Origin of the sequence: Mesorhizobium sp. PAMC28654 (assembly GCF_020616515.1) — a bacterium.
Taxonomy (GTDB): Bacteria; Pseudomonadota; Alphaproteobacteria; order Rhizobiales; family Rhizobiaceae; genus Mesorhizobium.
The window spans coordinates 2,680,123-2,693,729 of sequence record NZ_CP085135.1 but is presented as its reverse complement, the minus strand read 5'-3'; the positions used below and the strand labels follow the sequence as shown (position 1 = coordinate 2,693,729).

The following is a 13,607-nucleotide window of genomic DNA, read 5'->3' as shown; positions in this document are numbered from 1 at the left end:
CGACGATCCATTTCAGTCTCCCATTGTTTGGCTACGTACGGACGATCAGGCGTCTTCTTTGTAATGAGGCACGGCAGGCGCATCGGCGGACACGCCCATGGGCACGAAATCGAAGTCATAGCCGAAGGCCCGCGGCCCAACGGTGGCTAGTGCGATCTCGCTGCGCAGCAGCACGGGCGCTGGCATGGACAACACGTCGATGCGCAGGCCGTAGCGCAACTCCTCGGTGCCGATGGCGCGACCGGTCTCCGAATCCACTATGCAGATCAGGTCGGGCACCATGGTGATGATCTTTTCGTCCTCGCGTGCGACCAGGTATTCGTTCTGGATGTCAACGGTCAGGGTTCGCCCCGCATCGCCATCAAGCCCCGCCACGGTCAGCTTGCCGCGAGTGAAGCCCGCCATGACGCGGCGAGCGATATCCGTGACCTTGCCGCCCATCAGCCGCGCGCCGCCAGACTGTTTCAGGATCGCCTTGACCGGATCGGCTTCGCGGCGCGCGCGGTGAGCACCGCGTCGCCGAGGCTCCAGGCCTGGCTCGTCGTATGCGGCACGCCGAAGCGATGCACGAAATCGCCGGACATCGGCGCCGTCGTCATCAACGCCGTGCAGCCCATGGCGATGGTCCCCGCACGCAAAAGCTTCTCCAGCATCTTCGGCGAGGTGGCCTCGGTTACGACCAGCACATTGCCTTCCGCATCCGCGAGGGCCGCCGGCTGCACCGCCTGACCGTGGATGAAGAAGGTCGTCATCTGCACTTCGGGAAAGGCACGGCCCATGCCGTCGGCATCGACCACAGGCAGGTCGACCAGCGCCGCTGTCAGCATCGGTGCAATACCGTTGCCGCCACCGATCTCGTCGCCGAGCAGAGCATCGACCTTGCGGCCCATATGCCGTTCAAGAGCATTCAGCAGTCGCACGCCTTCGCCGCCTTCGGCGATCTTCTCGATGCCCACCGTCGGGGCGCCGATGCCGCCAATTCCGAGAATCTGCGCGTCGGCCGCCATGTCCGCGGGCCGCACCATGCGGATGCGCTTACCCTCGCGCAGCAAGGCCTTGGCCCGTAGCAAGCCGTGATAGGTACTCCCACCACCGCCGGTGCCCAGGATGCCGCAGCCGATGGCGATGCGATCGATGTCGGCTTCCGTGAGCGTCCAATACCTCATGCCCGCAATTCCCCAATCACTTTCGCCGCGACGCGAATGGCATTGCCGGGCAGATACGCCAGCGGCGTTTCTTCAATTTCGGCCAAGGTCAAGGTATCGGCGTCGGCTCCGGCCTCGATGGCGCGCGATCGCGCCTCGCCGACCACCGCCTCCAGAGCTATCTCGCGGCTGGTGCCTTCCAGGGAAACAACACTGTCGACTTCACCTGAAACCTGCGCGATGGCCGCGCCGATCGCGTTGGCCGAGCCAAAGTGATCCGGCCTCAGCGAAACCGAGGTTCCCGCAAGCAATCCCTCGACCAATACCGAGCCACCACCAACCAAGATTGCGGGGATTGGATCCGCGCTCGGTTTCATCCGGTCGAGGACCGTCTCGATGCTGGCCTTCATCCGCGCCAGCATCTGCCGGGCGAATTCGGGTTTGATATGGCGAACTCGGTTGCGGTCACCCAGGTCGACGAGACCCGCCACTACGGCGATATCAGTGGCAGTCAGCGTGTCGCCCCCGAAGCACAGCGCTTTCTGGGGCAGGCGGAACCCGACCGAATCTGGCCCGATCTTCGGCTGTGGATCGGGGCGCACAATGCTGCCGCCGCCAAGGCCGAAAGAATAGACATCCGGCACGCGAAAGTTGGTCGGTACGCCTCCGATCATCGCCCCTTCGCTGCGAGTCCGTGGAAAGCCTGCGACGAGCAGGCCGATATCGGTGGTCGTTCCGCCAATGTCGATCACGGCGGCATCACTGAGGCCGGTGAGGAAGGCAGCGCCGCGCATCGAATTGGTGGGGCCTGAAGCGATGGTGAAGACTGGATGGCGCTCGGCGAATTCCGCCGCCATCAGCGTGCCGTCGTTCTGTGTGAGATAGAGCGGGCAATTCAGGCCGAGCGTGGCGAAGGCGGCGCGAAAGGCACCGACTGTCTCGCGACCGAGCGTATTCAGGCTCGCATTGAGGATCGTCGCGTTTTCGCGCGGCAAAAGACCGGTGCGGCCGATACGGTGCGAGAGGCTGATGGCGGTATCGGGCATTTCCTGGGCAACAATCTCGGCCGCCTCATTTTCCATGCGCGGATCTACCAGCGCAAAGACTGAACAAATCGCGACCGCCGGGACGCGTTTGGCGCGCCAGTCGCGACAAACCGCACGGATCGCCTTCACATCGAGGGGCGCGATTTCCGAGCCGTCATAGTTCACGCCACCGCCAACCATGGCAGCGCCACCTTCAACGATGGGACGTAGCGTATCCGGCCAGTCGATCATCGGCGGAAGCGATCGTGTCGCCGCGCCGCAGAGCCTTAGCACACCGACTTTTTCAAGATGACGACCCTCGATGACGGCATTGAGGAAATGCGTGGTGCCGATCATCACCGCATTGACCGAGGCAGCCGCAACTCCAGCCTCGGAGAGAACTGCGCGGATCGCAGCGCCGACGCCCGAGGTTACGTCCGCCGTGGTCGAGGTTTTCACCGTCGCCAGGACTTCCGAGCCGCGCAGCAGTGCCGCATCCGTATTGGTTCCGCCCACGTCCACCCCAATGCGCAGCATGGGTTATCCTTTCTTCTTAGCGCCAGGGCCGGTTCCACGGGGGAGCGCGGCGGTCGTCCTTGTGCCGAAAACCTTGTAGAGCCGCAGGACAACCATGCTCGTCACCCGGCTGACACCGGGCAACTTGCCTAGTTCCTGGTCGATGAATTCCAGAAGCGCCGCATGGTCGGTGACGAAAAGCGAAGCGCTAAGATTCGACGAGCCGCTGGTCGCGGCGAGGTAGCCAATCTCGTCATATTCGGCGAGCAGGATCGCGACTTCCTCTAATCGCCCCGGTTCAACCTCGATGATCAGTTCGACCTGAACGTCGCGTCCAAGCGCCACTGGATCGGGAATAGCCCCGATGACGATCATCTTGGCCTGCAACAGCGCTGCAATGCGATTTCGGATCGTGCGCTCCGATGCGCCTCCCATCCTGCCTGCAATCTCGGCCGCCGAGAGGCGTCCGTCTTCAGTGAGATAACGGATGATCTCACGATCAAGGTCGTCAATAAGGTAGCGTTGTGTCATCTGGCTGTCCGTATCGGCACGATTTATCAATTTCATTTCCGAAACGGAAATAAGTCAAGTGATTTTATGTCGTATCGGCCTTTTGGCTTGCAGGTCAAAAATGTTGATGAGGCGCGCAAGGTCGATAAATGAGAGGTGGTCGGACTTGGCCGCGCCGACAGCGCTTGCTGTTTTGCAGATGCGGGCATACCGAACGATACGGGATGATTTCCGATTTTGGCCCACGAAAAGTCGAACGAAATCAACGGTTATGGCACACCGCCCTTCGGGCCCGCCACTATCGTTATCTATCCAAGGTTTACTGACCGGTTCGCCATCAGGTTCGCCAAGCAGTGGTTTGCGCGTTACCAGCCATACGTCGAATTCGATGTTTCGAAAGCTGCACCAGAGGCGTCTGCCTACGCCAAGCGCGCATTATTTATGCTGCCCGAAATGGTCTGACCGCGTCGCCATAGCAAGACCGCTGCCAATCTCGCCAGGACTCTTTCTCATGGAGGCTCTACTGGAGTGCCGTTGCCCAATGCGGTCATTTCGGCAATCTAGTAATGTATCGGCCCCATGATCCCGCCGCCGCAGGCGATCGCATCGCCGTTGATGGCAACGCTTCGAGGCGAGGCAAGGAAGGCAACGACATCGGCGACTTCGGCCATATCGACGAGCCGGCCGATCGCGATATTGGCGGCCAGACGCCGTTCGATTTCCTCAGGCGTCACACCCGCCGAGGCCGCGCGAGCGGCGACCACGGGAGCGGTCTTTTCGGTGCGGGTCAGACCGGGATGGACAACCGTCACGTTGATCCCCTTCGGACCCAATTCGTCGGCGAGATTCTTGGTCAGGGCAGAGACGGCGACATTGCGGATCGAGCCGATGATCGAGCCAGTCTGGCGTGCGGCGAGGCCGCTTATGTTGATGATCCGGCCCCAGCCGGCGGCGGCCATATGAGGAGCAGCCTCCCGCGCCGTGCGAAGATAGCCCATCACCTTGACGTCCACGTCACCCCAGAACAGGTCATCGGTGATCTCGGCCAGCTTTGGCGGCGGTGCCTGCCCGCCCGGTTTGGCCGCGGCGTTGACCAGAATGTCGAGACCGCCGAGCGCCGCGACCGTTCCCGTCACCAGCGCTCTGACCGAGCCGTCATCCTGAGTGTCGACGGTCAGTCCGACGACCTTGCGTCCGGTCTCCGCGGCCAGTTCACGCACGGCAATGTCCAGATCGGCGGCGTTGCGGGCGGCGACGACAAGATCCACGCCTTCCAGGGCCAGTTGCCGGGCGATGGCGCGGCCAATTCCCTTGCTGCCGCCAGTGACCAAGGCACGTTTACCATTCAGTTGCAGATCCATGGCCTATTCTCCTCGGCTTGTGTGGGCGGCTTCACCGCCGAAGCGGTAAAGCGACGATGGTGCCGCGACCTATGGGCGCGCGGTGGCCTTGTTGAGAAGCCATCGATGGCCGGATGCCCAATGGTGGAGTGGGCGGCGGTTTGTTGCGTCAGATCGCCAGAAGCTTGCGGACAGGGTCGACGATCGCGTCGTCCCCCGGCTCAGTGTCGGAGCCGTAACGGGCGACAACGACCCCCTTCTGATCGACCAGAAACTTCTCAAAATTCCAACTCACTTCGCTGGGCGAGGGCGCGGCGCCTTTCCCGGCCAGCCGGGCGAGCAGTGTGCTGTCCGGCTTGAAGACAGCCTTCGGCTGCGCCTCGATAAGCGCCTGATAAAGGGGATGCTTGTGTGGTCCTTTCACCGCGATCTTGGCGAACACCGGGAAGTCGACACCATAGGTAAGCCGGCAAAATTCCTGGATTTCGCCGTCCGTGCCAGGTTCCTGGCCGGCGAAGTCGTTGGCCGGAAAGCCGAGCACCACCAGGCCCTGATCACGATACGAGCGATAGAGCGCCTCCAGCCCATCATACTGCTTGGTGAAGCCGCATTTGGAGGCGACGTTGACGATCAGCAGGACCTTGTCGGCATATTCACCAAGGCTTGTGGCCGAGCCGTCGGCACGGTTGAACGGGATGTCATGGATCGAGGCTGTCATAGGTAAAATTCCCAACAGGCAAACATCGCCCGTACATTGGTCGCTTTGCCGTGCCCGTCAAGGAACGCTATTCTCCAGGACTAAATTGCTGGGCACCTTGAGCTATGCCCTTTATGTGTGGGCTGCCAGTACAAGTCGGGTCAGCGAGAGCGTGGGAGATATGAAATGAACCTTTCCGGCGTGAAAAATGAGCCTCGGCTCCTTTCGGAAATCGCCAGCTATCATGCGCATGTCTATTACGACGGCCAGAGTACCCGCCCAGATGCGGAGTGGCTGCGGGCGGCGATCGGCGAACGCTTTCTGGTTCGGCTTGGGAATTGGCATGACGCGAAGGTCGGGCCGCATGATCAACCGATGGTTCAGGTCTCATTCGCAAACGACGTTTTTGCCAGCCTCGTGCCATGGCTGATGCTCAACCATCGCGGTCTCAGCATTCTTGTTCATCCCAACACCACGAACCCGCGGCGAGACCATTTGATTGACCCGGTCTGGTTAGGAACACCGTTGCTCCTCCACGGTGAGAGCCTTCCCGAAGACCATGAGGCGGAGGAGGCATTGCTCCCGAATACCACCCCGACCATACAGGCATAGACATCGCCACCTCGGACCGCGGCAGCTCAGCTTGGATGGGCGGTGCGGCGAAGCCGCCGAAATCCTTATCCCGGCGGCATTTCCTGTTTCTCAGACGATGAAACGCACCGCGCGCTGGATATCGAAGAAATCCGCGGCCTTGAAGCGGAGCGTGCGCGCCGCCACGTGCTCGACGCCCGGATACCAACTGCCCCGATAGGCTTCGATCGGCGTGGTGTACTCGACCACCAGCTCGAAACGGTCGGCCAGCCGGGGCAGGCAGGCCGACAGGTCGCGCGACAGCGCCGCTTCAACCCCGTTGCGGATCGCCTTGACCGAGGCTCCAGGCGTCAGCGACGAGGTTGCCGGGCCAAAGCCCTCGCTGGTCGCCACCGTGCCTATGGCCGGCACCAGCACCTTCGCTTCGGCGCACATGCCGGCATCGCCACTGAGGAACACCGAAGGCACGCGATAGCGCGCCGCGCAGAGCGCGTTCAGCGTATATTCCGAGGCGACCTCGCCGTTGATCAGCAGCCGCGACACGGTGCCGGTCAAGGTGTGCGCCAGCGGGTTGGTGTCTGTCCCCGCCTTGTTGTGGTAGCCGGTGTAGAGTGCGGCGGCGAAGCTGTCATCTATGCCGAACATCATCATGTCGGGATGGCCGCTCCAGCCGCGCACGATACGGACATAGTCCGGCAGTTTTGACAAGATGAGGTTGCGCGCGGTCGAGTGCGCGTCCTTCACCACCACTTCGGTGGCGCCAGCCGCCCTCGCGCCCTCGCAGGCCGCGACCAGTTCGTCGGTCATGTATTCGCGAAACTCGGCATAGTCGGGATTGCCCTTCTTGGCCTCGTCCCAATTGGTGATGCCGGCCGTGCCTTCGATATCGGCGCTGATGAATACCTTCATTGTCTGTCCTCCCTGGATGTTAAAGAAGCCCGGTCATCGACCTCGACCGCCGGTCGATCTGCCCGGGCGAATGCTTTGAAGACACCGTCAGCCGCCCGCTTTTGCGGTGGGCCGGCGCTCGAGGAACATCGGGCCAACCCGGATGCCGCGCCGGCCGTGATCGTCGACGGCGTCGAGTTCGAGGATTTCCTCTTCGTAGAGCAGGCCATGCATTCGATAACGCCCGGCGTCCACCGGCTCGCAGCTATGCGTGCAGAAATACTCGATCAGGCATTTCAACTCGCCATGGCTGCAGCTCAGATAGGTGATGTTGAAGTCCGGGCCGTATTCGCCGAGATGCGGCGCGATCCCGGTCGGCACTGACTCTGTGGGCAGTGCCTCAATGCGTGACCAGTTCGCCCTCTTCCACACCAGCGCGCCGGGAGCGGGGAATGACAGCTTCATGTGTGGATATTCGGCGTCGCGTCCATAGATGCGCCCGTCAATGGTGAAATCGGGACCGGCGATGGGGCGGATCTGCAACGGCACGCCTTCGCCCATCAGATAGAGCTTGCCGCCCTTGGCCTTGACCTCGACGACCTCGCCGGAAGTTTCGTGCCGGTAGTGGCCGGGCAGCGCGGCAAGCTGGTCGACGGCGACAGCCGGCAGGCTCTGCCGCCGCGACGGTAGCGTGCCCATGCGGCGTTCGGCCAGCGCGATGCGCAGCCCCTCGACACCAAGCCGCGCACCGATCTGGTTGGAGAAGTCCAGCGTCGAGAAGATCAGCACGCCGACGCCGGCGGCCGGCAGCAGGATCATCTGCGAGGCGTAGCCATAGACCGCACCGCCATGGCCAACGGACGTCCAGCCATCGACATCGCCGACGCCGAAGCAAAGGCCGTAGGTGTTCGCCACTCTTTCAGCGGCGGGACGCCTGCCGATAGGCACCCACATCTCGCGCAGCGAAGCGGGCGATGCGATCGCCCGGCCATCCGGTGCGAAGCCGCCGCGCAGCAGGCACTGGGCATAACGTGCCATGTCGCCAATGGTGGAATAGATGTTGCCGGCCGGCGGGCCGCCAAGGTCGAACACGGGCGCGGGACTGTCGCCGTCCAGCGTCCACATGTCGGCGGGCGCTAGGCGCTCGGCGATCCCGGGCGCCAGGCCTGATGAGGTCTGGTCCATGCCAAGCGGCTTCAGGATATTCTCGGTGACGTATTCGGCATAGCTCTTGCCCGTCACCGTTTCGATAACCCTGCCGGCCGCGGCGATGCCGGCATTGGAGTAATGCATCTCGCCCAGGCTCGGATCCTGTTTCAGCGTCGAGCTGGCGAGCTCGGCGACGGTATCGGCCAGTGGCGGACGCGCCGCGTCCAGATAGTGGCCGCTCTTGGGCTCGCGCACCAGGCCGGCGGTGTGGCTCAGCAGTTTGCGCAGGCTGATCTGTGAGCCATGCGGGCCGCCCTCTCGCCCGGCGAACGGGTTGATCGGCTTGAAGCCGGGCAGGTATTCGGAAACGTCGACATCGAGATCGACGAGCTCTTTTTCGGCAAGCTGCATGATCGACAAGGCGGTGAATGTCTTGGTGATCGAGCCAATCCGGAAACAGGTGTCGTCACCCATGGCGAAGCTGCGGTCATGGCGCTGGATATGGCCGGCCGCCATCAGCCCGTCGTGGTCGACAAGGCCATAGGAGATGGAGGGGATCGCCTTGTCCTCGACCTGCTGCCGGATCAAATCCTCGAACAGCTCGACAGCGGCGGCGGAAAGTCTGCTCATCGGTGGTCTCCTCGCAAAATCAATCGGAAGCAATCAACAGGGCATCGCCGCGAGAAGCTTCAGAAGAAGGTCTTCATGGCTTCGATCACCGTGTAGTCGTCGTCGACGAGGTAGATGATCTGCCACTTGTCGAACGTTGTGCATGGATGGGAAATGCCGAGCCCGACACGATCGCCGACCGCAAGCGGCAGATCGGCGGGGAAGCGCATGTAGGCGTGCTGATCGTTGAGGTTGACGATCTCGCACCCTGGCGGCAAGTCCTGCGGGGGGGCGCCCGCGCGTGACAGGAGCAGCGGCACCGGAAATCCCGAATCCGTGCCGCAGTCGCGCCGGCCCGCGGTCAGCAGGGCAAGCCCGGGCTCAGGAATCGATTGTACATAGGTCCAGATTTCAAGCGCCCGGCGCAGGCCGTCCTGTTCGCCGGTCTTGGCCTGCAGGCGCTGGTGTGCGCTCTGATAGAGCCCGGAATCGTGTGTGACGTAACAGCCGCTTCTCGTCACCACGCGGGCGCCGCAGTTCGCCAGCCTGTCGATGACGATATCGTAGTAGGAAGAGCCGCCGGCCGTGACCAGCGGCGCGTCGCTCTCGAACAGGCCTTCACCCACGCAAAGGCCAAAGAGTGCGGCGATTTCATCCATGAAACCCCCGACTGCCTGCTCGGGTGACCCGTTCTCGGTTTTGATCAGACCTTCGAAAGCCTCGATCCCGACAAGGCGAAGCCCCGGGGTGGCGCGTATCTGCCTGGCGATGGCGAGGGCGATATCATTGGTCCGACATCCGGTACGGCCGCCCGGGTAGCCGCGTTCGAGGAGCAGTTGCAGCGGGCGCTCAAGCTGGTTGCGCCGCATCGCTTCTGCTGCCGCCTCGATGCCGGCTGCGCTGTCGACGATCATCATGAAGTCGAGGTCGGGTTCCCCGACCATGGCGGCGATCGCGTCGAGCTCCGATCGTCCGACCGCCTGATTGGCAAGGATGATCCGCTCCGCGCCGAAGCCGCGGCAGACCCGCATCTGCTGGACCGTCGCGACAGTCACGCCCCAGGCGCCATCGGCGATCTGGCGGGCAATGATCTGCGGGCACATTGTCGTCTTGACGTGCGGGGCAATCAGCGCGCCACGCTCGGCCACGAAGCGCTGCATCCAGCGCGAATTGTGGGCCAGCGCGTCGGCACGGATGATCGCTGCCGGCAGCGGCAGGTCGCCGGAAAGCAAATTCCAGCCCTGGCTGGCGACATCGGCGAGCCTGAGCGTTGCGCCGAACGGAATGCCCTTGATGCTGTCGTCCAGGACGACCGACGCCAGCGCGTCAAGGTTGAAGGCCATTGGATGATCTCCCCCAGATCAGAATTATGTGGTGGCATATACAGCGGCGCCAATCCCGGCGCGAGCGGGCGACACCGTATCGGGATCGAAACCGGCTTCGAGGATCTCGTCGGCAATGGGTCTGCGGTGGGCCAGTGCGGCGACCACTTTCGCCAGCGCCGGGGCGGTCTGGATGCCATAGCCGCCCTGGCCAGCCAACCAGAAGAAGTCCTCGCAATGCGGGTCGAAGCCAACCACCGGACTACGGTCGGCGGCGAAGGTGCGCAGGCCCGCCCATCGGCGCGAAATCGAACGCACCGGCAGGTCGGCCGCTTGCTGGATGCGGTCGATGGCGACGGCAATGTCAAACTCATCGGCCTGCGCATCACAAGGAGCGCTTGGCGTTTCGTCCGCCGGCGAGGCCAGAAGCCGCCCGGCATCGGGTTTGAAATAGAACTCCTCATCGACGTCGATCACATGCGGCCAGGACGAAGCGTCAACGCCATCGGGCAGGTCCAGCATCATGGCGGTACGCCGCAGTGGCGTCAGTCCGGCCGTTGCAACACCGGCCATGGCCGCGATGGTGTCGGCCCACGCGCCGGCGGCATTGACGATAGTTCTGGCCTCGAATTGCTCCTTGGCCGTGGTGATCCGCCAGCCGGAGGAACCCCGATCGATATCGAGGACTTCGGCGGAGACCGCGATGCGGGCGCCCCGGGCGCGCACGCCGCGCAGATAACCTTGATGCAGGGCGTGGACGTCGATGTCCATCGAGGTCTCGTCGAGTAGGGCCTGCGCCACATAGTCGGCGCGCATGATCGGCACGCGCTCGCGCACGGCGTCGGTGCTGAGAACCCGCGACGGCTTTCCGCCCGTCCGCGCGAATATCTCGGCCAGATGTGCGATGCTTGCTTCCTGATCGGCACGCGCGATGAAAAGCACATGGCGCGGCGTCAGCAGAGGGTGGTCGGCAAAGCCGGCCGGTGGCGCCTCGTACGGACCGCGACTGGCCCTCGTCAGCGACCGGATGGTGGCGTTGCCGTAGGTTTCAGAAAAGAGCGCGGCCGAGCGGCCCGTCGTGTGATAGCCGCAATGCTCCTCTCGCTCGAGAAGCAGGACGCTCGCCCCATCGGCCAGCTCATAGGCAGCGGAGGCGCCCGCCATGCCGCCGCCGATCACAACAAAGTCGAACATCATTCACCCGATACTGATTGATCTCATCAGAAACTTATTTTTCCTATAGATCAAGCAGTTTTCCATATCGCGCAAAAAATTAGAGTGTACTATCGTTAGTGACCTGAAATGCGGGATGCGGCAACGAATATGACGGATCAGAAAGCCAGCCTGGGCGATTTCCTGCGGGAAATCCGCACGCGCAATCACTGGACCTTGTCGCAAGTCAGCGCGATGACAGGGCTCGCCATATCTACGTTGTCCAAGGTTGAAAACAACCAGATGTCGTTGACCTACGACCGCATTGTTCAGTTGGCGGAAGGGTTGAAGGTCGACATTGTCGAGTTGTTCGGGACCCGTGCCACGGAAGCCAGCCCGAGTCCGTTGGGACGCCGCACGATCAGCAGGGCCGGCGAAGGCCGCTCCATCAAGACCAAGAACTACGACTACCTCTATTTGTGCACCGACATCTCGAAAAAATCGATCGTCCCGATGTTCGGCGTGGCGCACGCCCGCACGATGGAAGAATTCGGCCCTTTCATTCGCCATGTCGGCGAAGAATATACTTATGTGGTCGAAGGCGAGCTGCAACTTCACACCGAGCACTATGAGCCTGTGACCTTGAAGGTCGGGGATTCCGTCTATTTCGACGCAACCATGGGGCATGCCTATGTGACGGTCAGCGAGAAGCCGGCACGCTTTGTCTGTATCTGCTCCACGACCGAGAAAGACCTGATCGATGCGATCGGCTCATCCGCGATCGAGGAAAGCGCCATTTCAAAATTGGCGCCACGCGCCAAGGTCGAGCAAGTGGCGCGTACGATAAGAAAATAAGTTGCGCTTCGGAAAATCGTTGCCTAATCTGATCGTGCGGACAAATTGCCGGAAACAGGCGTCGTTCGAGTCCACCGAACCTCAGAGGGTAGAGAGATGGTTTTCGCGCACTGGAAGAAGCTGGGCCTTGCCCTTTTAGTCACCTCATCGCTCACGCAAGCGGCTTGGGCCGCGTCGGATGTGCTGGTTCTCAGCCGGGCGGAGGATGCGCCGACCGCGGACCCCGGTGTCGAGATCAGCAACAGCGGCTATACCTTCATCTATGCCGCCTATGAGCACCTTGTGGCCTACAAGGGCGCCACCACCGACGTCGTTCCCGAGCTTGCCGAAAGCTGGTCCGTCGACGATACCAATACTGTCTGGACCTTCAAGCTGGCCAAGGGCCACAAATTCGATGACGGCACGGATGTCGATGCGGCGGCCGTCAAGTTCAGCTTCGACCGGGCGTTGAAACTCAAGGCCGGTCCTTCCGATGCCTTTCCCGTGCTGAAGGAAGTTCAGGTCGTCGATCCCAGCACGGTCAAGTTCATCCTGTCGTCGCAGTTCGCGCCGTTCCTTTCGACCATGGCCGTCTCCGGTGCCGCCATCATCAATCCCAAGGTGATGGAGCACGAAAAAGATGGCGACATGGCCAAGGCCTGGCTGGCCGAGCACACCGCCGGTAGCGGCGCCTACAAGATCACCAGCTGGGAACGCAACCAGAGCGTCGTGCTCGATCGCAATGAGCACTACAGTGGCCCAACTCCGGCCCTGAAGCAGATCGTGGTGCGCACCGTAGGAGAGATCTCGGCGCGCCGCCTGCAACTCGTCAACGGCGATGCCGACATCATCGAACAGGTTCCGGTCGACCAGGCCGCCGCGCTGAAAAGCGACAGCAACATCGTTGTCGAGAGCAATCCGAGCCTCTACGTCAACTACATCTATATGAACAACAAGCGGCCGCCGCTCGACGATGTGCGCGTGCGCCAGGCAATCTCCTACGCGGTGGACTACAAGGGCATCGTCGACGGCATCATGCAGGGCCAGGCCGAGCAGATGCGCGGCGCCGTTCCGGATGGCATGTGGGGGCATGACCCCAAAGGCTTCCAGTACAGCTACGATGTCGAGAAGGCCAAGGCGCTGTTGAAGGAATCCGGCAAGTCCGACATCCACCTCACTTACACATTCTCGCAGGCCGACACGGCCTGGGAACCGGTAGGCCTCGCCTTGCAAGCCAATCTGGCCGACATCGGCATCAAGCTCGACCTGCAGGCCGTTGCCGACACCACCAAACGCGAAATGGCGGCGAGCGGCAATTACGACCTGGCGCCAGGTGCATGGACGCCCGATTTCGCCGACCCCTACATGTTCATGAACTACTGGTTCGATCCGGACCGGATGGGCGGCCCGGGCAACCGCGCCTTCTACAACAATCCCAAGGTCGCCGGCCTTGTTCGCGAGGCCGCAAGCATCATCGACCAGCCAAAGCGCGAGCAGCTCTATCTCGAGGCACAGAAGCTATCGACTGAAGATGCGCCCTACCTCTACCTGATGCAGAAGAATGACATCTTCGCGCGCCGCGCGGTGGTCAAGGGCTACGTCTACAACCCGATGCTGATCCAGGTCTACAACTTCGCCACCATGTCGAAGTCGGAATGACCGCGCGCGACGGGGCGCCATTGGCGCTCCCGTTCGTCGCACATATGGAATCTGACATTTTAGGCATCCCTGCCTTGCGCAGCGCTGCAACGCCAGATGCCTTCCGGTCGGTTGCCGGAAGCGTCTGGCCGTGTAGTCTCGAAGATAACTTGAGTCCGGGAAGCGTCGAA

Annotated in this window: 14 protein-coding genes; 4 read left to right on the top strand and 10 right to left on the bottom strand. The window is 62.3% G+C overall.

The annotated features are described in order from the left end of the window. Nucleotides 1–45 precede the first annotated feature (45 nt). From LGH82_RS33325 to LGH82_RS13415, 4 genes are read right to left on the bottom strand one after another with little or no spacing between them, the layout of a single operon-like run. Nucleotides 46–468, bottom strand: a complete 423-nt coding sequence (locus LGH82_RS33325; RefSeq protein ID WP_264484399.1) for a DUF917 domain-containing protein — start codon at nt 466–468, stop codon at nt 46–48. Further along, the gene (locus LGH82_RS33320; protein WP_264484382.1) at nt 465–1,166 is read right to left on the bottom strand and encodes a DUF917 domain-containing protein; all 702 of its coding nucleotides are present in this window, start codon (nt 1,164–1,166) and stop codon (nt 465–467) included. Before LGH82_RS33320 ends, LGH82_RS33325 begins: the two co-directional genes overlap by 4 nt. After that, complete coding sequence (locus tag LGH82_RS13420; protein ID WP_227348917.1) at nt 1,163–2,707, bottom strand: hydantoinase/oxoprolinase family protein; 1,545 nt, start codon at nt 2,705–2,707, stop codon at nt 1,163–1,165. Before LGH82_RS13420 ends, LGH82_RS33320 begins: the two co-directional genes overlap by 4 nt. A gap of 3 nt (nt 2,708–2,710) precedes the next feature. Further along, the gene (locus LGH82_RS13415; protein ID WP_227348915.1) at nt 2,711–3,217 is read right to left on the bottom strand and encodes an Lrp/AsnC family transcriptional regulator; all 507 of its coding nucleotides are present in this window, start codon (nt 3,215–3,217) and stop codon (nt 2,711–2,713) included. Between the two features lie 216 nt (nt 3,218–3,433). Between LGH82_RS13415 and LGH82_RS13410 the strand changes: the two genes are divergently transcribed. Continuing rightward, on the top strand, nt 3,434–3,658 hold the full coding sequence (locus tag LGH82_RS13410) for a hypothetical protein (RefSeq protein ID WP_227348914.1): 225 nt from the start codon (nt 3,434–3,436) through the stop codon (nt 3,656–3,658). 98 nt (nt 3,659–3,756) lie between these two features. Here the strand turns inward: LGH82_RS13410 and LGH82_RS13405 are convergent, their stop codons facing one another. Both LGH82_RS13405 and LGH82_RS13400 read right to left on the bottom strand, forming a co-directional pair. After that, nucleotides 3,757–4,557 (bottom strand): SDR family NAD(P)-dependent oxidoreductase, encoded by an 801-nt coding sequence (locus tag LGH82_RS13405; RefSeq protein WP_227348913.1) that lies wholly within the window; start codon nt 4,555–4,557, stop codon nt 3,757–3,759. 148 nt (nt 4,558–4,705) lie between these two features. Next, complete coding sequence (locus LGH82_RS13400; protein ID WP_227348912.1) at nt 4,706–5,254, bottom strand: glutathione peroxidase; 549 nt, start codon at nt 5,252–5,254, stop codon at nt 4,706–4,708. Nucleotides 5,255–5,419: 165 nt separating this feature from the next. On the opposite strand from LGH82_RS13400, the gene LGH82_RS13395 reads away from it, so the two are divergent. Then, on the top strand, nt 5,420–5,845 hold the full coding sequence (locus LGH82_RS13395; protein ID WP_227348911.1) for a DOPA 4,5-dioxygenase family protein: 426 nt from the start codon (nt 5,420–5,422) through the stop codon (nt 5,843–5,845). 90 nt (nt 5,846–5,935) lie between these two features. Here the strand turns inward: LGH82_RS13395 and LGH82_RS13390 are convergent, their stop codons facing one another. From LGH82_RS13390 to LGH82_RS13375, 4 genes are all read right to left on the bottom strand, one after another. After that, on the bottom strand, nt 5,936–6,733 hold the full coding sequence (locus LGH82_RS13390) for a M55 family metallopeptidase (RefSeq protein ID WP_227348910.1): 798 nt from the start codon (nt 6,731–6,733) through the stop codon (nt 5,936–5,938). An 87-nt stretch (nt 6,734–6,820) separates the two neighbouring features. Next, complete coding sequence (locus LGH82_RS13385; protein WP_227348909.1) at nt 6,821–8,491, bottom strand: serine hydrolase domain-containing protein; 1,671 nt, start codon at nt 8,489–8,491, stop codon at nt 6,821–6,823. 59 nt (nt 8,492–8,550) lie between these two features. Further along, complete coding sequence (locus LGH82_RS13380) at nt 8,551–9,813, bottom strand: amino acid deaminase (RefSeq protein WP_227348908.1); 1,263 nt, start codon at nt 9,811–9,813, stop codon at nt 8,551–8,553. Nucleotides 9,814–9,837: 24 nt separating this feature from the next. Continuing rightward, on the bottom strand, nt 9,838–10,986 hold the full coding sequence (locus LGH82_RS13375) for an NAD(P)/FAD-dependent oxidoreductase (RefSeq protein ID WP_227348907.1): 1,149 nt from the start codon (nt 10,984–10,986) through the stop codon (nt 9,838–9,840). A gap of 129 nt (nt 10,987–11,115) precedes the next feature. Between LGH82_RS13375 and LGH82_RS13370 the strand changes: the two genes are divergently transcribed. Both LGH82_RS13370 and LGH82_RS13365 read left to right on the top strand, forming a co-directional pair. Beyond that, complete coding sequence (locus LGH82_RS13370; protein ID WP_227348906.1) at nt 11,116–11,799, top strand: helix-turn-helix domain-containing protein; 684 nt, start codon at nt 11,116–11,118, stop codon at nt 11,797–11,799. A 96-nt stretch (nt 11,800–11,895) separates the two neighbouring features. Beyond that, nucleotides 11,896–13,437, top strand: coding sequence for an ABC transporter substrate-binding protein (locus tag LGH82_RS13365; protein ID WP_227348905.1), 1,542 nt, complete (start codon nt 11,896–11,898; stop codon nt 13,435–13,437). The last annotated feature ends 170 nt before the right edge of the window (nt 13,438–13,607 follow it).